The sequence below is a fragment of the Agromyces rhizosphaerae genome (assembly GCF_027925245.1).
GTDB lineage: Bacteria > Actinomycetota > Actinomycetes > Actinomycetales > Microbacteriaceae > Agromyces > Agromyces rhizosphaerae.
Genome location: NZ_BSDP01000001.1, coordinates 2,960,343 through 2,982,429 on the forward strand (window position 1 = coordinate 2,960,343; position 22,087 = coordinate 2,982,429).

The 22,087-nt window shown below is 70.7% G+C and carries 18 protein-coding genes and 1 tRNA gene; 16 read left to right on the forward strand and 3 right to left on the reverse strand.

The window, feature by feature from the left end; translation table 11 throughout:
• Nucleotides 1-17 precede the first annotated feature (17 nt).
• Genes ilvD through ilvC form a run of 4 tightly spaced genes read left to right on the forward strand, consistent with a single transcriptional unit; the run spans nt 18 to nt 5,141 of the window.
• The gene (gene ilvD, locus QMG39_RS14005) at nt 18-1,709 is read left to right on the forward strand and encodes a dihydroxy-acid dehydratase (protein ID WP_281886020.1); all 1,692 of its coding nucleotides are present in this window, start codon (nt 18-20) and stop codon (nt 1,707-1,709) included.
• A 45-nt stretch (nt 1,710-1,754) separates the two neighbouring features.
• Nucleotides 1,755-3,551 (forward strand): acetolactate synthase large subunit, encoded by a 1,797-nt coding sequence (locus tag QMG39_RS14010; protein WP_281886022.1) that lies wholly within the window; start codon nt 1,755-1,757, stop codon nt 3,549-3,551.
• A 3-nt stretch (nt 3,552-3,554) separates the two neighbouring features.
• Nucleotides 3,555-4,061, forward strand: a complete 507-nt coding sequence (ilvN, locus tag QMG39_RS14015) for an acetolactate synthase small subunit (RefSeq protein WP_281886024.1) — start codon at nt 3,555-3,557, stop codon at nt 4,059-4,061.
• Nucleotides 4,062-4,112: 51 nt separating this feature from the next.
• The gene (gene ilvC, locus QMG39_RS14020; RefSeq protein WP_281886027.1) at nt 4,113-5,141 is read left to right on the forward strand and encodes a ketol-acid reductoisomerase; all 1,029 of its coding nucleotides are present in this window, start codon (nt 4,113-4,115) and stop codon (nt 5,139-5,141) included.
• 65 nt (nt 5,142-5,206) lie between these two features.
• On the opposite strand, the gene QMG39_RS14025 is transcribed toward ilvC, so the two are convergent.
• Complete coding sequence (locus QMG39_RS14025; RefSeq protein WP_281886029.1) at nt 5,207-9,454, reverse strand: nSTAND1 domain-containing NTPase; 4,248 nt, start codon at nt 9,452-9,454, stop codon at nt 5,207-5,209.
• Between the two features lie 147 nt (nt 9,455-9,601).
• On the opposite strand from QMG39_RS14025, the gene QMG39_RS14030 reads away from it, so the two are divergent.
• From QMG39_RS14030 to serA, 4 genes are all read left to right on the forward strand, one after another.
• The gene (locus QMG39_RS14030) at nt 9,602-10,012 is read left to right on the forward strand and encodes a hypothetical protein (RefSeq protein WP_281886031.1); all 411 of its coding nucleotides are present in this window, start codon (nt 9,602-9,604) and stop codon (nt 10,010-10,012) included.
• Nucleotides 10,013-10,138: 126 nt separating this feature from the next.
• Entirely contained in the window at nt 10,139-10,549 is a 411-nt protein-coding gene (locus QMG39_RS14035) for a hypothetical protein (RefSeq protein WP_281886033.1), read from the forward strand.
• Nucleotides 10,546-10,998 (forward strand): hypothetical protein, encoded by a 453-nt coding sequence (locus QMG39_RS14040; RefSeq protein ID WP_281886035.1) that lies wholly within the window; start codon nt 10,546-10,548, stop codon nt 10,996-10,998. The genes QMG39_RS14035 and QMG39_RS14040 overlap by 4 nt, the downstream gene beginning before the upstream one ends.
• Before the next feature lie 144 nt (nt 10,999-11,142).
• Entirely contained in the window at nt 11,143-12,732 is a 1,590-nt protein-coding gene (gene serA, locus QMG39_RS14045; protein ID WP_281886037.1) for a phosphoglycerate dehydrogenase, read from the forward strand.
• A gap of 45 nt (nt 12,733-12,777) precedes the next feature.
• Here the strand turns inward: serA and QMG39_RS14050 are convergent, their stop codons facing one another.
• A complete protein-coding gene (locus QMG39_RS14050; protein ID WP_281886038.1) occupies nt 12,778-13,317 on the reverse strand; it encodes a TetR/AcrR family transcriptional regulator in 540 nt (179 codons plus the stop codon).
• 80 nt (nt 13,318-13,397) lie between these two features.
• Here QMG39_RS14050 and QMG39_RS14055 point away from each other — a divergent pair, with 80 nt between their 5' ends.
• The gene (locus tag QMG39_RS14055; protein ID WP_281886040.1) at nt 13,398-14,984 is read left to right on the forward strand and encodes an MFS transporter; all 1,587 of its coding nucleotides are present in this window, start codon (nt 13,398-13,400) and stop codon (nt 14,982-14,984) included.
• A gap of 55 nt (nt 14,985-15,039) precedes the next feature.
• On the opposite strand, the gene QMG39_RS14060 is transcribed toward QMG39_RS14055, so the two are convergent.
• Nucleotides 15,040-15,297, reverse strand: coding sequence for a DUF6458 family protein (locus tag QMG39_RS14060; protein WP_281886042.1), 258 nt, complete (start codon nt 15,295-15,297; stop codon nt 15,040-15,042).
• Between the two features lie 149 nt (nt 15,298-15,446).
• On the opposite strand from QMG39_RS14060, the gene QMG39_RS14065 reads away from it, so the two are divergent.
• From QMG39_RS14065 to QMG39_RS14095, 7 genes are all read left to right on the forward strand, one after another.
• A complete protein-coding gene (locus QMG39_RS14065) occupies nt 15,447-16,505 on the forward strand; it encodes a 3-isopropylmalate dehydrogenase (protein WP_281886044.1) in 1,059 nt (352 codons plus the stop codon).
• A gap of 28 nt (nt 16,506-16,533) precedes the next feature.
• The gene (locus tag QMG39_RS14070) at nt 16,534-17,640 is read left to right on the forward strand and encodes a branched-chain amino acid aminotransferase (protein WP_281886046.1); all 1,107 of its coding nucleotides are present in this window, start codon (nt 16,534-16,536) and stop codon (nt 17,638-17,640) included.
• A gap of 74 nt (nt 17,641-17,714) precedes the next feature.
• Nucleotides 17,715-18,488: a fumarylacetoacetate hydrolase family protein gene (locus QMG39_RS14075; protein WP_281886049.1), complete on the forward strand. Its 774-nt coding sequence runs from the start codon at nt 17,715-17,717 to the stop codon at nt 18,486-18,488.
• 65 nt (nt 18,489-18,553) lie between these two features.
• Complete coding sequence (gene gltX, locus QMG39_RS14080) at nt 18,554-20,071, forward strand: glutamate--tRNA ligase (protein ID WP_281886051.1); 1,518 nt, start codon at nt 18,554-18,556, stop codon at nt 20,069-20,071.
• 120 nt (nt 20,072-20,191) lie between these two features.
• Nucleotides 20,192-20,263: transfer RNA gene (locus QMG39_RS14085), tRNA-Gln, on the forward strand.
• Between the two features lie 249 nt (nt 20,264-20,512).
• A complete protein-coding gene (locus tag QMG39_RS14090; RefSeq protein WP_281886053.1) occupies nt 20,513-21,517 on the forward strand; it encodes a hypothetical protein in 1,005 nt (334 codons plus the stop codon).
• Between the two features lie 213 nt (nt 21,518-21,730).
• Nucleotides 21,731-22,027, forward strand: a complete 297-nt coding sequence (locus QMG39_RS14095; RefSeq protein ID WP_281886055.1) for an antibiotic biosynthesis monooxygenase family protein — start codon at nt 21,731-21,733, stop codon at nt 22,025-22,027.
• Nucleotides 22,028-22,087 lie beyond the last annotated feature (60 nt).

Consider the following 22,087-nt stretch of genomic DNA (forward strand, 5'->3'; position numbering starts at 1 on the left):
GGCAATAGACTGCCTGCATGCCTCACGATCCGAAGCCGCGTAGTCGCGTCGTCACCGACGGTATCGAAGCCACGACCTCCCGGGGCATGCTCCGCGCGGTCGGCATGGGGGACGCCGACTGGGACAAGCCGCAGGTCGGCATCGCCAGCTCGTGGAACGAGATCACGCCCTGCAACCTCTCGCTCGGCCGCCTCGCGCAGGCCGCGAAGGAGGGCGTGCACGCCGGCGGCGGCTACCCGCTGCAGTTCGGCACCGTGTCCGTCTCCGACGGCATCTCGATGGGCCACGAGGGCATGCACTTCTCGCTCGTCTCGCGCGAGGTCATCGCCGACTCTGTCGAGGTCGTCATGCAGGCCGAGCGCCTCGACGGCTCGGTGCTGCTCGCCGGCTGCGACAAGTCGATCCCGGGCATGCTCATGGCCGCGGCGCGCCTCGACCTGGCATCCGTGTTCCTCTACGCCGGTTCGATCGCGCCCGGCTGGGTGCGCCTGTCGGACGGCACCGAGAAGGACATCACGATCATCGACTCGTTCGAGGCCGTCGGCGCCGTCAAGGCGGGCAAGATGAGCGAGGCCGACGCCAAGCGCATCGAGTGCGCCTTCGCGCCCGGCGAGGGCGCCTGCGGCGGCATGTACACCGCGAACACCATGGCCTCCGTGGCCGAGGCGCTCGGGCTGAGCCTCCCCGGCTCCGCGTCGCCGCCCTCGGCCGACCGGCGCCGCGACTACTTCGCCCACCGCTCGGGCGAGGCCGTCGTCGAGATGCTGAAGCAGGGCATCACCGCGCGGCAGATCCTCACCAAGGAGGCGTTCGAGAACGCCATCGCGGTGGGCATGGCGCTCGGCGGCTCGACCAACATCGTGCTCCACCTGCTCGCGATCGCCCGCGAGGCCGACGTCGAGCTCACGCTCGCCGACTTCAACCGCATCGGGTCGAAGGTGCCGCACATCGGCGACCTGAAGCCGTTCGGCAAGTACGTGATGAACGACGTGGACCGCCGTGGCGGCCTGCCCGTGCTCATGAAGGCGCTGCTCGACGCCGGGCTCATGCACGGCGACGCGCTCACGGTCACCGGCAAGACGCTCGCCGAGAACCTCGCCGAGATGGACATCGAGCCGCTCGACGGCGAGGTGCTCCGCTCGCTCGACGACCCGATCCACGAGACCGGCGGGCTGACGATCCTGCACGGCTCGATGGCGCCCGACGGTGCGGTCGTGAAGACGGCCGGCTTCGACGCGGCGACGTTCGAGGGGCCCGCCCGCGTGTTCGAGCGCGAGCGCGCCGCGATGGACGCGCTCACCGAGGGGCAGATCTCGGCCGGCGACGTCGTGGTCATCCGCTACGAGGGCCCGAAGGGCGGCCCCGGCATGCGCGAGATGCTCGCGATCACCGCCGCCATCAAGGGCGCCGGGCTCGGAAAAGATGTACTACTCTTGACGGACGGCAGATTCTCAGGCGGCACAACCGGCCTGTGCATCGGCCACGTAGCACCCGAAGCGGTCGACGCAGGTCCGATCGCCTTCGTGCGCGATGGTGATCTGATACGGGTCGATATCGCAGCTCGCAGCATCGACCTACTGGTCGACGACGCAGAGCTGGCAGCCCGCCGCGACGGCTGGGCACCGCTTCCCCCGCGCTATACCCGTGGCGTCCTCGCGAAGTACTCCAAGCTCGTGCGCTCCGCCTCCGAAGGCGCGACCACGGGCTGAGTCTCGCTCGCACCCGCACGCACTCGCATCAGAACAGGAATTCGCATGTCCACGGACTCGACCACCGTGCCCACGCCAGCCGCCGCCAGACCAGCGGCGCCCGAGACGATGACCGGCGCCCAGGCGGTCGTCCGGTCGCTCGAGAAGCTCGGCATCCGCGACGTCTTCGGCCTGCCCGGCGGCGCCATCCTCCCCGTCTACGACCCGCTGCTCGACGCGCCCGACATCAACCACATCCTCGTGCGCCACGAGCAGGGCGCCGGCCACGCGGCCGAGGGCTACGCGTCGGCGACCGGCAAGGTCGGCGTCGCGATCGCCACCTCCGGCCCGGGCGCCACGAACCTCGTGACCGCGATCGCCGACGCGCACATGGACTCGGTGCCGCTGCTCGCGATCACCGGCCAGGTGTTCTCGAACCTGATGGGCACGGATGCCTTCCAGGAGGCCGACATCGTCGGCATCACCATGCCCGTGACGAAGCACTCGTTCCTGGTCAAGCGCGCCGAGGAGATTCCCGCGACCATCGCGGCCGCGTACCACATCGCCTCGACCGGCCGGCCCGGCCCGGTGCTCGTGGACATCACCAAGGACGCCCAGCAGGACACGCTCGAGTTCAGCTGGCCGCCGAAGATGGACCTGCCCGGGTACCGCCCGATCACGCGCGCGCACGGCAAGCAGGTGCAGGCCGCGGCGCAGTTGCTCGCCGAGGCGAAGAAGCCGGTGCTGTACGTCGGCGGCGGCGTGATCCGCGGTCGCGCGTCGGAGGAGCTGATCGAGCTCGCCGAGACGACGAACGCCGCGGTCGTGACCACGCTCATGGCGCGCGGCGCGTTCCCCGACTCGCACCGGCAGCAGCTCGGCATGCCCGGCATGCACGGCACCGTTCCCGCGGTGCTCGCGCTGCAGGAGGCCGACCTGCTCATCGCCCTCGGCGCGCGCTTCGACGACCGAGTGACCGGCAAGGCGGCCCTGTTCGCGCAGAACGCGAAGGTCGTGCACGTCGACATCGACCCGGCCGAGATCTCGAAGATCCGCACCGCCGACGTGCCCATCGTGGGCGACGTCAAGGAGGTCATCACCGAGCTGACCGCGGCGTACCGGGCCGTGGCATCCGATGTCGACCTCGGCGAGTGGTGGACCTACCTCGACGGGCTCCGCGACGAGTTCCCGCTGGGCTACACGCCCACGAGCGACGGGCTGCTCGCGCCGCAGTACGTCATCGAGCGCATCGGCGCCCTGAGCGGACCCGAGGCCGTGTACGCGGCGGGCGTGGGCCAGCACCAGATGTGGGCGGCGCAGTTCATCAAGTACGAGCGCCCGAACTCGTGGCTGAACTCCGGCGGCGCAGGCACCATGGGCTACTCGGTTCCCGCGGCGATGGGCGCCAAGGTGGCCGAGCCCGAGCGCGTGGTGTGGGCGATCGACGGCGACGGATGCTTCCAGATGACGAACCAGGAGCTCGCGACCTGCGTCATCAACGACATCCCGATCAAGGTCGCGGTGATCAACAACTCGTCGCTCGGCATGGTGCGGCAGTGGCAGACGCTGTTCTACGACGGCCGCTACTCGAACACCGACCTGAACACGGGCCACGACACCCGCCGCGTGCCCGACTTCGTGAAGCTCGCCGAGGCGTACGGCGCCCTCGGCATCCGCGTCGAGAAGGAGGACGAGGTCGACGCCGCCATCAAGCTCGCCCTCGAGACGAACGACCGGCCGGTCGTGATCGACTTCGTCGTGAGCGCCGACGCGATGGTGTGGCCGATGGTGCCGCAGGGCGTCTCGAACTCCTTCGTGCAGTACGCACGCGACCACAGCCCGGCCTTCAACCAGGAGATCTAGCAGATGTCACACGTGCTCTCCCTCCTCGTCGAGGACAAGCCCGGACTGCTCACCCGCGTGGCGGGACTGTTCGCCCGTCGCGGCTTCAACATCGAGTCGCTCGCCGTCGGTCACTCCGAGATCGAGGGGCTCTCGCGCATCACCGTGGTGGTGGACGTCGAGGACCTCCCGCTCGAGCAGGTGACCAAGCAGCTCAACAAGCTCGTGAACGTCATCAAGATCGTCGAGCTCGACCCGAGCCAGTCGGTGCACCGCGAGCACCTGCTGATCAAGGTGCGCGTCGACAACACGACGCGTTCGCAGGTGCTCGAGGCGGTGAACCTCTTCCGGGCGCGCGTCGTCGACGTGGCGACCGACGCGCTCGTGATCGAGGTGACCGGCGACTCGGGCAAGACCAACGCGTTCCTCAAGGTGCTCGAGCCCTACGGCATCAAGGAGATCGCACAGTCGGGCCTGCTCGCCATCGGGCGCGGCTCGAAGTCGATCACCGACCGCGTCTTCAAGAACTAGACGGCACCCGCCGCACACCCAGACCCCGATCAAGGAGAAAGAAACAGCATCATGGCTGAGATCTACTACGACAGCGACGCCGACCTCTCGCTCATCCAGGCCAAGAAGGTCGCCGTCATCGGCTACGGCTCGCAGGGCCACGCGCACGCGCAGAACCTCCGTGACTCCGGTGTCGAGGTCGTCATCGGGCTCAAGGAGGGCTCGAAGTCGGCCCCGAAGGCGCAGGAGGCGGGCTTCGAGGTGCTGAGCGTGGCGGATGCCGCCGCGAGCGCCGACGTCATCGTCATCCTCGCGCCCGACCAGTTCCAGCGTCACATCTACGCCGAGTCCGTCAAGGACAACCTGAAGCAGGGCGACACCCTCGTCTTCGGCCACGGCTTCAACGTGCGCTTCGGCTACATCGAGGCGCCCGAGGGCGTCGACGTGATCCTCGTCGCGCCGAAGGCCCCGGGCCACACGGTGCGCCGCGAGTTCGTCGCGGGTCGCGGCATCCCCGACATCATCGCCGTCGAGCAGGACGCCACCGGCACCGCCTGGGACCTCGCGAAGTCGTACGCCAAGGCCATCGGCGGCACCCGCGCCGGCGTCATCAAGACGACCTTCACCGAGGAGACCGAGACCGACCTGTTCGGCGAGCAGTCCGTGCTCTGCGGCGGCGTCTCGCAGCTCGTGCAGTACGGCTTCGAGACCCTCACCGAGGCCGGCTACCAGCCCGAGATCGCCTACTTCGAGGTGCTCCACGAGCTGAAGCTCATCGTCGACCTCATGTGGGAGGGCGGCATCTCGAAGCAGCGCTGGAGCGTCTCCGACACCGCCGAGTACGGCGACTACGTGTCGGGCCCGCGCGTCATCGACCCGCACGTCAAGGAGAACATGCAGGCCGTGCTCGCCGACATCCAGTCGGGCGCGTTCGCCAAGCGCTTCATCGACGACCAGGACAACGGCGGCAAGGAGTTCCAGGAGCTCCGCGCCAAGGGCGAGGGTCACCCCATCGAGACCACGGGTCGCGAGCTGCGCAAGCTGTTCGCCTGGGCCCAGGTCGAGGAGGACGACTACGTGGACGGAGAGGTCGCGCGCTAGTACGCCGCATCCGCTCACGAGGGCGCCCCCGCACATCGCGTGCGGGGGCGCTCTCGTCGTTGGCGTCAGTCGGACGCCTCGATCGCCCCCGTGACGTCGGCGCAGGTGGCGACGTACGGCTCGTCGCCGAAGTAGGTCGACCACTCGAGCTCGGTGAGGTCGCGGCCGACCATGCGGCAGGCGGCGTCGCGCATCGGCTCGGTGGCGATGTCCCAGATGAGCACGCCCTCCGCGGCGTTGGTGGCGAGCATCGTGCCGTCCCGGCTGATGAAGCCCGACGGCCACCACACGTTGGGGCCGCCCGGCATGAGGATCTCGTCGCCGAGCCGGCGAGCGTCGTCGAGATCGTAGAGCGTGATGGACTGGTCCCATCCCGAAGTGAGCAGCGTGCGGCCGTCGGCGCTGACCTCCATGTGGAGTGGTGCCACGCCCGACTTCGGAAGCGAGTGCAGCGGCTCGAGGTCGCCCGTGCTGCGATTCAGCCGCGATGCGCTCGCGCTCAGCGCGTCGCCGTTCGGCAGCCCGACCACGTCGACGTCGTCCTCGAGCCCGCGCGCGAGTTCCTCGCCGGTCTCGATGTCGTAGACCGACGTGAACGAACGGCCGAGCGATTCGTCCCACCAGGTCAGCGTCATGCGCCCGCTGTCGCCGAGCTCGGCGTGGTCCATGGCGTCGATGAGCGGGTTGACCTCGGTCTCGATGAGCGGACCCGTCGCGCCCGTCTCCGGGTCGATCAGCATCATGCCCGCCTGCGTGACCGCGAAGACGTGCGGTCCGCCGCGCTCCGCCGGGATCCACCAGCCGCCGCCGGCCGACCCCGGCATGTCGATCACCCGAGTCTCGTCGGAGCCGACGTCCTGCAGGTAGCGGTCGCCGATGCCGGTCTCGGAGACCGCGACCGTCTCGTCGGTCACCCAGAGCATCTCGTACGCTGGTGCGCCGACCCCCTCGTCGGCGGCGATGTCCCAGAGCTGCATGTCGTCCACGGTCTCCACCAGTGGTGGGGGCGCCGGTGCGGTGATCAGCATCGTGTCGTCCATGCCGAACCCGCCGATCGTGATCCGGTCCTCCGCGATCGCCCGCGTGATCGACGGCCGTCCGTCGATCCGCCAGACGAGCGCGGCGGCCGGGGACCGCGAGGTGAACGTCACGATCTCGTCGCCGTCGCCCACGACGTCGATGCCGCGGTTCCAGTCGGAGAGCGTGTCGAGACTCGCGCCGGTCGGCAGGCCGGTGTCGAGCTCGAACGCCCGCACGAGCCCCACGCCGTTGTTGCACACGAGCACGACGTCCGGCACGACCGCCGCGTTCACGCAGCGCATCTCGCTCGCCTGGCGTCGCCAGAGCTCCTCGCCGGTCTCGAGGTCGACCTTCACGACGCCCTCGTCTCCGCTCGCGATGAGCCCGCCCTCACCGTCGGGAACGAGGGTGAGATGGGCGTACCCGTACGGCACCTGCCCGAGCATGCCGACCGGGTCCAGCGTCTCCGCGTCGTAGATGCCGATGCCGTCGTCGCCCGTGGTGTAGAGCCGATCGTCGACCAGTGCGACGCCGTTCGTCCGGATGACCGCCGCCTCGAATTCGTCGGGGTCGTGCTCGACCAGCTGGGTGATCTCGCCGGTCTCCAAGTCGATCCAGCCCGGGTCCCCGGTGATCGAGTGGCCGAAGTACGCGCGCGACCCGTCCTCGGTGAGGACGGGGATCTGCCCGGTGCGGTCGTCATAGGTGACGGTCGGGAACGGCTGCGTCCCGGTCGCGAGATCGATGACGACGAAGTGGTTCTTGCAGCAACTCGGCTCGTCCGGCCGCCGCATCTCGCCGGTCTGGATGAGCGCCGTGGACCCGTCGCCGCTCACGAACACGTCCCGCTCGAAGTAGAAGTTCACGGGTGGCAGCTCCACGTCGAACTCGCGCAGCGTCTCGCCGGTGTCGAGGTCGATCACGCGTATCGACGCGGGCTCGGTCGGGGCTTCCGCCGTCTCCGCGTCGGTCAGCTCGTCCTCCACGATGAGGGCGGTGCGGGTGCCCGGCACCGCCGCGCTGAACGCGCGCGTGCCCTCGCCGATCCAGTGCCGGGCGACCAGGCCGTCGCCGCCGGTCAGGTTGCCGAGGAGTGCGGAACGCGCGCGTGCATCGTCGGGCCAGCGGCGATACAGCTCGGCGGCGAGCAGCGCGGCCACGTCGCGGTCGCTGTCGCGGATGGCGAGGGACGTGGCGGCGAGCGCCTCGATGGTCGCCTCTTCGGCGGCGGCGGATGCCTCGGAGCCGCGCACGACCGCGATGCCGCCCGAGACCACGGCGACGAGCAGCAGTACGGCTGCGGCGATGAGCGCGCTGCGCAGCCACCGGTTGCGCGTGCGGTCCCGCACCGATCGGGCCTCCAGTTCGCGGAGCTCCGCCTCGTTCCGAGCGATCGATGCGTCGAGGTAGGCGGACTCGACGGGCGTGAGGTCGGGCTGCGCGCCCTCGCGCCACTCGGTGGCGCCGTGCAGGCGGGCGCCGCGCAGCAGGTCGTCGTCGGGGCGGCCCGCAGCATCCCAGGCGGCGGCGGCGACCTCGACCTGGCGGAGGATGCGCGCGTTCGCGGCGTCCTCGGTCAGCCATCCGTCCAGCCGCGGCCAGGTCGTGCCGACCGCCTCGTGCGCGATGATCGCGGCGTCGCCGTCGATCGTCACCAGGCGCGCGTGCACGAGCCCCTCGACGACCGCGCGACGCTGCGGGTTCGTGCTGAGCGTGGCGAGCGGCACGCGCCGACGCACGGTCATCCCCTCGGGCGTGCGCTCGACCAGGCGCATCATGAGCGATCTGCAGACCTCCTGGCGGGCGGGGGAGAGGCCCTGGAACACCTGCTCCGCCGACTGCGCGATGGCGCCCGCGATACCGCCCGACGTCTCGTAGCCGTCGACCGTGAGCGTCGCGCCCTCGCGCCTGGTCCAGGTGGCGACCAGCGCGTGCGAGAGCGGCGGGAGGATGCCCGGTCGATCACCCGCGTCGCGCAGGATCACCTCGACGAGCCCGGACTCGATCTCGAGGCCCGCGGCTTCGGCTGGGCGGGCGATCGCCTCACGTAGTCCGTCGGGGCCGAGCGGGGGCAGTGCGTACAGTCCGCGGCCGACCAGCGGCCCGAGGGACGGAATGGCGGTCGCGCCGTCGAGGAAGTCGGAGCGGAGCGCCAGCACGAGGCATCCGCCGTGCTCGACCCATGCCGCGGAGCGCGTGCCGATGTCGCGGAGCTCGTCGTCCGGCAGCATCCGGAACTCCTCGGCCTGGTCGATGCAGACGACCGCCGCCGTGCCCGAGAACGCCGCCCGCAGCTGCTCGGCGCCGGTGGCGCCCGGCGTCACGATCACGACCTCGCGGCCCTGATCGCGCAGGCGGGGCACGACGCCGGCGCGCACGAGCGACGATTTGCCCGAACCGCTCGGTCCGACGACCGTCACCACCGACTGGCGGCCGCAGCGCGCGAGCACCTCCTCGATGTCGTCGTCGCGGCCGAAGAACCACGCGCGGTCGTCGTCGCCGTACGCGGCGAGGCCGCGGTAGGGGCATGCGTCGGAGACCTCGCGCTCGGCGAGCGCGATCGCGGGCGCCTCGAGCTCGGGGTCCTGCCGGAGCATCGCCGTCTCGAGGTCGACGAGGCTGCGGCTCGGGTCGATGCCGAGGTCGCTCGACAGCCGCTCGCGTGCGCCGCGGATGACGGCCATCGCCTCGGCCTGCCGGTCGGCGCGGTAGTTCGCGAGCGCGAGGATCGCCCAGCGGTGCTCGCGCAGCGGCTCCTCGCGCACCAGCCGCTCCGCGTCGGCGATCACCGCGCCCCGCTCGCCGGCCGCGAGCCGCGCGTCGAGCAGCTCCTCCTCGGCGCTGCGCCGCACCTCGACCAGGCGAGCGGCCTCGATCGCGGCGGGCGGCCAGTCCGCAGCATCCGGCAGCGGAGCCCCGCGCCAGAGCGCGAGGGCCTTCTCGAAGCCGGCCGCGGCGCGATCGTGCGCGCCCTGGAGCGCGTGTCGGCGGGACTGTGCGACCGCCTGCTCGAACTGCACCGCATCGATCGCGTCCGCGTCGAGGCCGAGCCGGTAGTCGACGCCCACGGTGCGCACCGCCTCGGCGCCGAGCTTCGAGCGGATCTTCGCGACGGCGTTCCGCACCTGCTGCGCCCACGTGGCGGGCGGTGCGTCGCCCCAGCACGCCTCGGCGAGTTCGTCGGGGGAGACCGCCGCCTCGCGCCGCACGATGAGCGCGGTCAGGATGGTGCGTTCCCTCGGGCTCAGCGAGGGGCCGCCGGTGTCCATCGGTCCCAGGATTCGCATGCTCATGCCTGCAGTGTCGAGAAATCGTCAGGTGTTCGTCAATGCTGCCGTGCTTGGACGGATATCGCACGGATATCGACCGATCGTCCCCCGATATCCGCGATTGCGAGCGTGAGAGCAGTCGCCGGAACCGCTCCGGCCGAAGGGAGCATCATGAACACCCGCATCGGAATCCACCGGGCCCGCATCGTTCGCGCCTCGGCCGGGGCTGCACTGGTCGGCGCGCTCGCACTGTCGGTCTCCGCCTGTGCAACGGTCGCGACCGACCCGGAGGCGCCGGGTTCGGGCGGCGCCACGGCGGGGCGTTTCGCCGTCGTCTCGCACCTCGCGACCGCGGACGCCCTCGAGCGGGCCATCCGGCAGGAGGTCGAGCAGCGCCAGGCGCTGGCCGAGTCGCTCGCGGGCCTTCCCGCGGACCGCATCCAGCAGCGCGTCGACGCGCAGACCGCCTCGGTCGGCCGGACGGCGCGCTCGGTGAAGGAGTGCGCGGCGCTCGCGCTCGCGCAGCGCCCGCTCGTCACCGCCGACACCGCGGAGCGACTGGTCGGAGGCTCGTGCGCCTGAGCTCGGGTGCTGCGGCGTGCGAGGGTGGTCGCCCGGGTTGAGCGCCGCACGGTCGGCACTCGCTCGGATGAATCGCCCTCGCACTGCCATGTCCGCGCCGGTTCCCGGACCGCTATCGTCGTGGGCATGACCCGATCCGACGACGACGCCCTGCGCTGGGCGGGCGACGAGGACGCCGACCTCGCCCCCGGCTGGAAGCCGGTCGGCGAGCCGTCGGTCGTGCCGCCCGCGCCCGACGAGCCCGACGAGTCCACCATGGGCGCGACCACGCTCGTACTGTTCGGCGTGTTCGCCGGCGTGTACCTGCTCTTCTCCGCGGGCTGGGCGCTCTCGGCGCTGGAGGCGGGGCCGGTGTTCGCCGACCCGGTCGCGCAGGTGATGTACGACGTGGGCCGCTGGCTCGCGGTGCTCGCCGCTCCGCTGTGGTTCGCCGGCGTGCTGCTGCTCGCGCACGGGCGGGCGCGGCTGTGGTGGCTGCTCGCCGGCGTGGTCGTGCTGGTGCCGCTGCCGTTCGTGCTCGGGGGAGGGATCGCGTGAACGCCGACGAGCGACAGGCCCGGGCGGAGGCCCGCGAGGCCACGGATGCCCCCGAGTCGACGGATGCCCCTGAGACGACGGATGCCCCCGAGTCGACGCCCGACGCGTCGGCGACCCGCTCCGCCGCATCCCGCTGGGTGTTCGCCGTGGTGGCCGGCGTCTTCGGCCTCCTCTACGCGTACGACCTGTGGGAGGGCGTCGGCAACTTCGTCGGCGTCGGAGGGCAGGCCGCCGCGCTCGGCATCGGCATCAGCACCTGGGGGCTGACGGTGCTCGTGATCGGCCTGGTCGCGCCGCTCGCCGTGTTCGCGGGGGCGTTCTGGCTGGCGCACCGCCGCGGTGCGCTCGCCGTGCTCCTGCTCTTCCTCACCGGCTGGGCGGTGGTGCAGGTCGTGCAGCTCGACCTCGAGGTGCTCTTCGGCCTCGGCGGGTACGACTTCGGCTCCTGAGGTGCCGCGACGGCGCCGATGAAGCCCGGCGTCATGCGTTTCGGGGGCCCCGCGGCGCTCCGCTAGAGTGATGCTGGCCGGCCGCCGCCGAGCGACGCCGAGCCGTCTCCTCGCGTCTTGCTCACCACCACGAAGGATCCACCCGTGTCACGACCGGTCGTCCTGATCGCCGAAGAACTCTCGCCCGCCACCGTCGACGCCCTGGGGCCCGACTTCGAGGTCCGATCGGTCGACGGGACGGATCGCCCCGCGCTGCTGGCCGCCCTCGCCGACGCGAACGCCATCCTCGTGCGCTCCGCGACGAAGGTCGACGCCGAGGCCATCGCCGCCGCGCCGAACCTCAAGGTGATCGCCCGCGCCGGCGTGGGCCTCGACAACGTCGACATCAAGGCGGCGACGCAGGCCGGCGTCATGGTCGTCAACGCCCCCACGTCGAACATCATCTCGGCCGCCGAGCTCACGGTCGGCCACATCCTGAGCCTCGCCCGGCACATCCCCGCCGCCCACGCCGCGCTCGCGGTCGGTGAGTGGAAGCGCTCCGCGTACAGCGGCACCGAGCTCTACGAGAAGACGGTCGGCATCATCGGGCTCGGCCGCATCGGCGCCCTGATCACGGCCCGACTGCAGGCGTTCGGCGTCGAGGTGATCGCGTACGACCCCTACATCACGTCGGCGCGCGCCCAGCAGCTCGGCGTGCAGACGGTCTCGCTCGAGGAGCTGCTCGAGCGCAGCGACTTCATCACCATCCACATGCCGAAGACGCCCGAGACGACCGGCATGATCGGCGCCGAGCAGATGAAACTGATGAAGCCGACCGCGTACATCGTGAACGTCGCGCGCGGCGGGCTCATCGACGAGGACGCGCTGCACGACGCGCTCGTCGCCGGAACGATCGCGGGTGCGGGCCTCGACGTGTTCGTGAGCGAGCCACCGCGCGAGTCGCCGCTGCTCGCCCTGCCGAACGTCGTCGTCACGCCGCACCTCGGCGCGTCGACCGGCGAGGCGCAGGAGAAGGCCGGCGTCTCGGTCGCGAAGTCGGTGCGCCTGGCGCTCGCGGGCGAGCTCGTGCCCGACGCCGTGAACGTCGCCGGCGGCGTCATCGACCCGTACGTGCGACCCGGCATCCCGCTCGTCGAGAAGCTCGGCCAGATCTTCTCGGGGCTCGCGACCGGCTCGCTCACCGCGGTCGACATCGAGGTGCGCGGCGAGCTCGTCGACTACGACGTCAGCGTGCTGAAGCTCGCGGCGCTCAAGGGCATCTTCACCAACGTCGTCAGCGAGACGGTGTCGTACGTGAACGCCCCCGTGCTCGCCGAGCAGCGCGGCATCGCCGTGCGGCTCATCACCGAGGCCGAGAGCCCGGAGTACCGCAACGTCATCACGATCCGCGGCGCCCTGGCCGACGGCACCCAGGTGTCGGTCTCGGGCACGCTCACGGGCACGAAGCAGACCGAGAAGCTCGTCGGCATCAACGGCTACGAGATCGAGGTGCCGCTCGCCGAGAACCTCATCGTGATGCTGTACACCGACCGCCCCGGCATCGTCGCCGTCTACGGCCGCGAGTTCGGCGAGTCGGGCATCAACATCGCGGGCATGCAGATCGCGCGCCACGAGGCGGGCGGGCAGGCGCTCAGCGTGCTCACCGTCGACTCGCCGGTGCCCGCCGAGGTCATCGACCGCGTGCGCACCGCGATCGACGCCGACGCGCTCGTCGCGATCGAGATCACCGAGTAGCGCGCGGCCCGCGGTCGAGCGGGGCGGATGCCGCGCGGCATCCGCTCACGACCCGGCGAGCCGCTCCACGAGCGCGACGATCGCGTCGACCTCGTCGCGCCCGATCGAGTCGTCGGCCTCGCCGCCGAGCGCCGAGTTGAAGTAGAGCCCGTCGCCGATGAGCGAGATGGCGAGGGCGAGCGTCGGGTCGGCGACGTGCGGTTCGATCGTGGCCAGCCAACGGCGGCGGATACTGCGGAGCCCCGCCTGCGCCGTGGGATGCCCGCCCTGGGCGAGGCGCGCGGTGGCGACGAACGCCCGGTCGAGCGGTGAGCCGGTCGCGACCGACGTGCGGAGGTAGTGCGCGACCGCACCCTCCGGTGCCTGCGCGATGGCCGCCACGTCGCCGTCGACCAGCCGGTCGAGGCGGGCGACGAGCCCGTCGACCAGCGCCTCCTTCGTGCCGAAGTGGTAGAGCAGGCCGCCCTTCGAGACGCCGGCCTCGCGCGCGGTCGCCTCGAGCGTCGCCGCGCGCTCGCCGTCGTCGATGAGGATGCGCTCGAACGCGTCGAGCACGGCTTCGCGGGCGCTGGGCGGACGTGCCATGCCCCCGATGCTAGCGGTGCGCATCCGCAGCCGGAGGGTGTTACTATACCGGCTGGACGGTAAACGAACGGAGACAGGCAATGACGGGGGCGATGACCGGGGCGATCGCCGTGGTGCGCACGGGACGCGGCGAGCACGGGGCGGATGCACCCCGCGAGACGCACGGGAACGGGCCGACGCGCGGCCGGGCACGGCGCTGGGCCGCGCTGGTCGTGCTCATGCTGCCCGTGCTGCTCGTGTCGATCGACAACACGGTGCTGGGATTCGCCCTGCCGCAGATCTCGGCCGCGCTCGCGCCGACCGCGGCCGGCCAGCTCTGGATCATCGACGCCTACCCGCTCGTGCTCGCGGGGCTCCTGGTCGCCATGGGCGGCATCGGCGACCGCGTCGGCCGCCGGCGGCTGCTGCTGATCGGCTCGACCGGGTTCGCGCTCGTCTCGATCGTCGCGGCGTTCGCGCCGACCGCCGAGGCGCTCATCGCTGCGCGCGCGGTGCTCGGCTTCTTCGGCGCGATGCTCATGCCGTCGACCCTCAGCCTGCTGCGCTCGACCTTCACCGTGCGCGAGGAGCGTCGGCTCGCGATCGCGATCTGGGCGTCGGGCTTCGCGGCCGGCGCCGCGCTCGGCCCCATCGTCGGCGGCCTGCTCGTCGAGCACTTCTGGTGGGGGTCGGTCTTCCTCATCGCCGTCCCGGTGCTCGTCCCGCTGCTCGTGCTCGCGCCGATCCTGATCGACGAGAGCCGCGACCCCGCGCCCGGCCCGGTCGACCTGCTCGGGATCGTGCTCTCGCTCGCGGCGATGCTGCCGGTCGTGGCGGGCATCAAGCTGCTCGCGACCGACGGCCCCGGCCCGCTCGCGTTCGCGCTGCTCGCCGTCGGCGTCGCGGCCGGCGCCTGGTTCGTGCGCCGCATGCTCGGGTCGCGCGACCCCATGCTCGACGTGCGCCTGTTCCGTCGCGGCGCGTTCGGCGGCGCCGTCGTGGTGAACCTGCTGAGCGTCATCGCGCTCGTCGGGTTCCTCTACTTCGTGTCGCAGCAGCTGCAGCTCGTGATCGGCCTCGAGCCGGTCGCGGCCGCGCTCGTGCTCGTGCCGGGCCTCGCCGCGATGATCGTCGCGGGCCTGGTCGTCGTGCCGATCGCGCGCCGCGTGCGCCCTCGCATCGTCGTGCCCGCCGGCCTCGCGCTCTCGGCGACCGGATACCTGATCGTGGCGCTCACGGCGGAGATGCGCTCCGTGCCGGCGATCATGATCGCGTTCGTGCTGCTGGGCATCGGCATCGGCGCGGCCGAGACCGTCTCGAACGAGCTCATCCTGAGCACGGCTCCGGCCGACCGCGCGGGCGCCGCGTCGGCGGTCTCCGAGACGGCGTACGAGCTCGGCGCGGTGCTCGGCACCGCCGTGCTCGGCAGCATCCTCACCGCGCACTACCGACAGGTGCTCGTGGCCCTGCCCGGGCTCGACCCGTCGGCCGCGGGCGCGGCGCGCGAGACGCTCGCCGGCGCGATGGGCGAGGCCGAGCGGTCGGGCGGCGAGGTCGGCGCGGCTCTCGCGGCATCCGCAGCCCATGCCTTCGAGTCGGGCATCGCGGTCACTGCGTCGATCGGGGTGGCGCTGATGCTGGTGGCCCTGCTGGTCGCGGCGACCACCCTGCGCGACACCGACGGCTGACCGCGGAGACGACGACGGGCCGGGCATCGCGCCCGGCCCGCCATCGAGAAGTGCGTCAGACCTCGTCGGGTCCGGGAGCCGTGTGCTCCGTCCTGGTCACCTTGTTGCCGTTCTCGTCGACCGTGGTGCTCGAGGTCGACGACGCCGTGCGACGGCGGGCGAGCATGATGATGCCGATGATCACGACCACGGCACCGGCGACCATGAGGATGATCCCGACCATGCCGAGGTTGATCCAGTCGACGGCGACGTTCAGCGCGAAGGCCAGGATGGCCCCGATCGCGAACAGGACGATTCCGAGTCCGATGCTCATGTGCAGCGTGCTCCTCTCTTCATGGTCATGGCCGCATTTCGGCCGTGACCTGCCCGCGATCCGGGGTGGGGATCGCGACGACACGTCACTCTAGCGAGCGGAGCCGATTCGGACAGTACGCTGGAAATCATCGAAGGAGAAGGAGTACCATGCCCCGCACCGTCAGGCTCGCCGTCATCCCGGGCGATGGAATCGGACCCGAAGTCGTCGAGCAGGCGCTGCGCGCGCTGGACTCCGCGATCGCGGGCGAGGACGTCGCGATCGAGCGCACCGAGTTCTCGCTCGGCGCGGCCCGCTACCTCGAGACGGGCGACGTGCTGACCGATGCCGACCTCACGTCGATCGCCGGCCACGACGCCATCCTCCTCGGCGCGGTCGGCGGGAAGCCGGGCGACCCGCGCCTCGCGGGCGCCAACATCGAGCGCGGCCTGCTGCTGCGCCTGCGCTTCTCGCTCGATCACTACGTGAACCTCCGCCCGTCGGTGCTGTACCCGGGCGTCGCGAGCCCGCTCGCCGACCCGGGCGAGGTCGACTTCGTCGTCGTGCGCGAGGGCACCGAGGGCCCGTACGTCGGCAACGGCGGCGCGATCCGCGTGGGCACGCCGGCCGAGGTCGCCAACGAGGTGTCGGTGAACACCGCGTACGGCGTCGAGCGGGTCGTGCGGCACGCGTTCCGCGTGGCATCCGCCCGCGACCGCAAGAAGGTCACGTTCGTGCACAAGACCAACGTGCTCGTGTTCGCCGGCTCGCTCTGGAAGCGCACGGTCGACCGCATCGCCGAGGAGTTCCCCGAGGTCTCGGTGGACTACCTGCACGTCGATGCGGCGACGATCTTCCTGGTCACGGATCCTGCTAGATTCGACGTCATCGTCACGGACAACCTCTTCGGCGACATCCTCACGGATCTCGCCGCCGCGATCAGCGGCGGCATCGGCCTCGCCGCCTCGGGCAACATCAACCCCGACGGCCGGTACCCCAGCATGTTCGAGCCCGTGCACGGTTCGGCTCCGGACATCGCCGGGAAGGGCATCGCCGACCCGACCGCCGCCATCCTCTCCGTGGCGCTCCTGCTCGACCACCTCGGTCTGCCGGAGGCCGCGGGGCGCGTGCAGCGGGCGGTCGCCGCCGACATCGCCGAACGCGCCGGGGCGCAGCGCTCCACCTCCGAGGTGGGGGATGCCATCCTCGGGCGAATCGGCGCACACTAGACACGCACCCCTCGAAGAAGGAACCGCGATGACGATCCACCTCCCCATGGCCGACCAGGGACTGACGTTCCAGGTGACGCCGAACGAGCACGCCAAGACCGACGCCGAGCGCGAGGCGATCCTCGCCGCGCCCGGCTTCGGCCAGCAGTTCACCGACCACATGGTCGACATCTGCTGGTCGGTCACGGGCGGCTGGCACCGCCCGCGCGTACAGCCCTACGGGCCGATCCAGCTCGACCCGGCCGCCGCGGTGCTGCACTACGGGCAGGAGATCTTCGAGGGGCTGAAGGCGTACCGCCACGCGGACGGCTCGATCCACAGCTTCCGGCCCGAGGCGAACGGCGCGCGCCTGCAGCGCTCGGCGCGTCGGCTCGCGCTGCCCGAGCTGCCGGTCGAGTACTTCATCGAGTCGCTCAAGCAGATGATCGCGGTCGACGGCGCCTGGGTGCCGAGCGCACCCGAGACGAGCCTGTACCTGCGGCCGTTCATGTTCGCCAAGGAGGCGTTCCTCGGCGTGCGGCCCGCGCACAAGGTGGCGTACTACCTCATCGCGAGCCCCGCGGGCGCGTACTTCCACGGCGGCATCGCGCCTGTGTCGATCTGGCTGTCGACGAACTACGCCCGCGCGGGCAAGGGCGGCACGGGTGCGGCCAAGACCGGCGGCAACTACGCGTCGAGCCTGCTGCCCCAGTCGGAGGCGGCCGAGAAGGGCTGCCAGCAGGTGCTGTTCCTGCGCGACGGCGAGTACGTCGAGGAGCTCGGCGGCATGAACGTCGTGCTCGTCTACAAGGACGGCACGCTGGTCACGCCCGAGTCGGACTCGATCCTCGAGGGCATCACGCGCGACTCGGTGCTGCGGCTCGCGGAGGACCGCGGGCACACCGTGGAGCGCCGCAGGGTGACCATCGACGAGTGGCGCGAGGGAGCGGCATCCGGCGACATCGTCGAGTCGTTCGCGTGCGGCACCGCCGCGGTGATCACCCCGATCGGGCAGATCGTGGCCGAGGACTTCACGATCGGCTCGCCCGACGCCGAGGCCGGCGAGCTCACCATGTCGCTGCGACAGGAGCTCACCGACATCCAGTACGGCCGGCTCGACGACCGCCACGGCTGGATGCTGCGCCTCGACGCCTGACGGTTCGACTGCGGGGCGAGCGGATGCCCCGGGGCATCCGTTCGCCTCGCCATGGCCGCTTGTAGGCTGAACGCGTGAAGATCGCGCGTTTCAGCCACGGTGGAGCCATCACCTTCGGGATCATCGACGAGGAGGAGCGCGAGCTCGTGGTCCTCAAGGGCGACCCGATGTTCTCGGGGTACGACCCGACCGGCGAGCGCGTGCCGCTCGGCGAGGTGGCGCTGCTGGCGCCCGTGATCCCGCGGTCGAAGGTCGTGGCCGTGGGCCGCAACTACCACGAGCACGCGGCCGAGTTCGGCAACGAGGCGCCGAGCGAACCCCTGCTGTTCTTCAAGCCGAACACGTCGGTGATCGGCCCGGGCGACGCGATCGTGCTGCCGCCGCAGAGCGAGCGCGTCGACTTCGAGGGCGAGCTCGCGGTCGTGATCGGGCGCATCGCCCGGAACGTGGCCGCGGAGGACGCCGACGACGTGATCTTCGGCTACACGGTCGCGAACGACGTGACCGCGCGCGACCTGCAGAAGACCGACGGCCAGTGGGCCCGCGCGAAGGGCTTCGACACGTTCTGCCCGGTCGGGCCGGTCATCGAGACCGAGTTCGACGTGTCGGCGGGGGAGATCGAGACGCTCGTGAACGGCGAGCGGAAGCAGCACGGCACGTTCGACCTGATGGTGCACTCCATCGCCGACGTGATCGCCTACGCGTCGGCCGCGTTCACGCTGCTGCCCGGCGACCTCGTGCTCACGGGCACGCCCGCGGGCGTGGGCCCGATCGTCGACGGCGATCGCGTCGAGGTGAAGGTGCCGGGCATCGGCACGCTCGGCAACCCGGTCCGCAGCGCGGGCTGATCCGCCCGCGGGGGCATCCGCCCGCCGTTCTCGGCGCCCGGCCGCGCGCCCTAACATGGAGGGCGATGAGCGACACCTCCCACCCCTTCTCGACCGCCACCGGCTCCGACGTGCGCGTGCGGTTCTGCCCCTCGCCGACCGGCACGCCCCACGTGGGCCTCGTGCGCACCGCGCTGTTCAACTGGGCGTACGCGCGCCACACCGGCGGCACCTTCGTGTTCCGCATCGAGGACACCGACGCCGCCCGCGACAGCGAGGAGAGCTACGGCCAGCTCATCGACGCGCTGACCTGGCTCGGCCTCGACTGGGACGAGGGCGTCGAGACCGGCGGCCCCCACGGCCCGTACCGCCAGTCGCAGCGCGGCGAGATCTACCGCGAGATCATCGAGCGCCTGCTCGCGGCCGGCCACCTCTACGAGAGCTACTCGAACGCCGAGGAGATCGACGCGCGCAATGAGGCGAACGGCCGCCCGAAGCAGCTCGGCTACGACAACTTCGACCGTGACCTGACCGACGACGAGCGGGCCGCGTTCCGCGCCGAGGGCCGCTCGCCCGCACTGCGCCTGCGCGTGCCCGACGCCGACCTGTCGTTCACCGACCTCGTGCGGGGCGACATCTCGTTCCCCGCCGGTTCGACCATCGACTTCGTCGTGGTGCGCCCCAACGGCGCCCCGCTCTACACGCTCGTGAACCCCATCGACGACGCGCTCATGGGCATCACCCACGTGCTGCGCGGCGAGGACCTGCTCTCGTCGACGCCCCGCCAGATCGCGCTGTACCACGCGCTCATCGACATCGGGGTGACCTCGTTCGTGCCGCAGTTCGGCCACCTGCCCTACGTGATGGGCGAGGGCAACAAGAAGCTCTCCAAGCGCGACCCCGAGTCGAACCTGTTCCACCACCGCGACCGCGGGTTTATTCCCGAGGGGCTCGTGAACTACCTTGCGCTGCTCGGCTGGGGCTTCTCGGCCGACCGCGACGTGTTCAGCCGCGCCGAGCTCGTCGAGGCGTTCGACGTGCACGACGTGAACCCGAGCCCCGCGCGCTTCGACCTGAAGAAAGCCGAGGCGATCAACGGCGACCACCTGCGCGCGCTCGACGTCGCCGACTTCGCCGGCCGCACCGTGCCGTACCTCGAGGCCGCCGGGCTCGTCGAGACGCCGATCGCGCCCGCGCAGGAGGCCGTGCTCGCCGAGGCCGCGCCGCTCGTGCAGGAGCGCATCGGGCTCTTGGGCGAGGCGCCCGGCATGCTGGGCTTCCTGTTCACGGATGCCGCCGGGCTGGCGTACGCCGACGACGCGCTCGGTGCGCTGAAGGACGACGCCCCGGCGACGCTCGCGGCGGCGGGGGAGGCGCTCGTGCGCATCCCCGCGGCCGACTGGACCCACGACCAGATCGAGCAGGCGCTGCGCGGTGCCCTGGTCGAGGGGCTGGGACTCAAGCCCCGCCTCGCGTTCGGCGCGGTGCGCACCGCGATCTCGGGCCGGCGGGTGTCGCCGCCGCTGTTCGAGTCGATGCAGATCCTCGGCCGCGACGACTCGCTCGCGCGCATCGAGCGGCTGCGCGCGCAGCTCGCGGGCTGAGCGCGGGCGCGGCGCGCCCGGCTCGTTCGCTCGGTTTTGCCCGAGGCGTGAGTCTGGGCTAGAGTTGCATGTCGGTTCGGGCTTCGGTTCGAGCCGGGTTCGGGCTGCGGTCTGGGCCATTGGGGTATGGTGTAATTGGCAACACGGCTGATTCTGGTTCAGTTGTTCTTGGTTCGAGTCCAGGTACCCCAGCAGTGAAGAACCCCCGCTCAGGCGGGGGTTTTCGTGTGTCGGCTCTCTTGTCCGGTTCTTGCCGCTAACCCGTGTTGCCTCGTTCGCGCTCATCGAACTCGGCACATGAAGTTCGCTCGTTTGCCGATGTCTGAGTGGACCTATTGAACCCGAAACTTGAACCCGAAACGCACGTACTGCTAGCTTCATCCCCATCGGGCGACCCGCAGGGTGACACCGGTCGTCCTCATTCGGGGCCGGAGGTGTTCCGTGGATACCGCGCTCTACTTTCCGTACATTCGCGTTCCGCAATCAGCGTGGTTCAGTCAGGTGCTGCTCTATTGGGACCAGGCGGCGACAATTGTGCCGAGAGAGATGATCAGCGACCCAGAAAATCTCGACCCGTACATGAGAGAGCTACAAGAAGCTCGGCTCCTCACCTTGCTCGAGCCGGAGAACGAGATTTGGGAGGTGCGCGAAGACGCGTTCAGCGAGGGCTTCCTCCGCGTATTGGGCGAGCGCCAGATTCCTGATACCGCTGAGAAGCGCTCGCTGATACACGCTGGCAAGGTCTCGCACGAGCTCTTCAGCGAGTTGGAGGATCGAGGTCTCGCTGCCTACGCGCACGGGCCAGAGTGGTCCACTTGGTACGAGGTCGAGTCGTCCACGGCAGAGCAGTACATGGCTTACCTTGCGGCAGTCATGAGCGCGAAGCTGGAGAACTCGCTGCCGGTGACTGATCGGTCCGCGTCGATTGCCGCGATGGGAAACGTCGAGCGTCCTGTTGCGCAAAGCCTGGCCGAACTTCGGTATGCGGTCGTGAACGAAGCTCTGCCGACTCCGCTCGGACCCGTGCCGCCAAACGAGCTGCGCGATTTCAAAGAGAAGTACCACGAGGAACTTCGTCGCTGCAGGGTTTACCTCGACGGCCAGCTCGCGGATGTTGCGGCCAAACCGACGGCAGAACTTCAGGTCGCCAAGTTGAAGGACGTAAACCGTGCAATCGAGGATGACGTAGCAAAGCTCGTCGAGCAAATGAACAGGCGCAGGTGGCCAAGAGTGGCATTTCGCGGTTTTGGGGCGGTGGCTGCAGGAGTGCTCACAGGTGCGACTGCGGTCGCTATCGCCGACACGGCCCTTATGATCGGACTCGCCGTCGGCGCTGGTGTCATCAACTTCGGTACGCTCGCACATCGCGCCGTAGAGATGGCTCGAGAGCCGCGCTTCGACCCCAGAGCCCCACTCGTCTACGCCGCACTTGGATCGAAGCAGTAGGAAGGATGCGGCGCTCAACCGAGAGCACTCGCGATGGCCGAGGACCCGCACCGGAGGCCCGAGAACTGCGACTCCCGCATGTCGCCACCCCAGGTTCGCGCACGAACCGAGTCCGCGAGTGCGATCGACCTTCGTGACCGACCTATTGGGCCGACCGGCAGGCCCGGGAGCGGCGCCTTCGATCGCGCTCGCGTCGGACGATAGCCTGACCCGATGATCCTCGAGCACACCATCCTGTCCGTCGTTCCGGGCCGGGAGGCCGCGTTCGAGGCGGCGTTCGCCGAGGCATCCGGCATCATCTCGTCGATGCCCGGGTTCGTCGACCTGCGCCTGTCGCGTTCGATCGAGTCGCCGAACGCGTACCTGCTGCTCGTGCACTGGGAGTCTGTCGAGGCGCACGAGGTCGGCTTCCGCGGGTCGCCCGAGTACGCGCGCTGGCGCGAACTGCTGCACGGCTTCTACGAGCCGTTCCCGACGGTCGAGCACTTCGCCGAGGTGCACCGGGCCTGAGCTGGCAGCGGTCGGCACGAATCGGAGTCGTGCGGGTGGCCATCCTCCGGGCATCGGTCC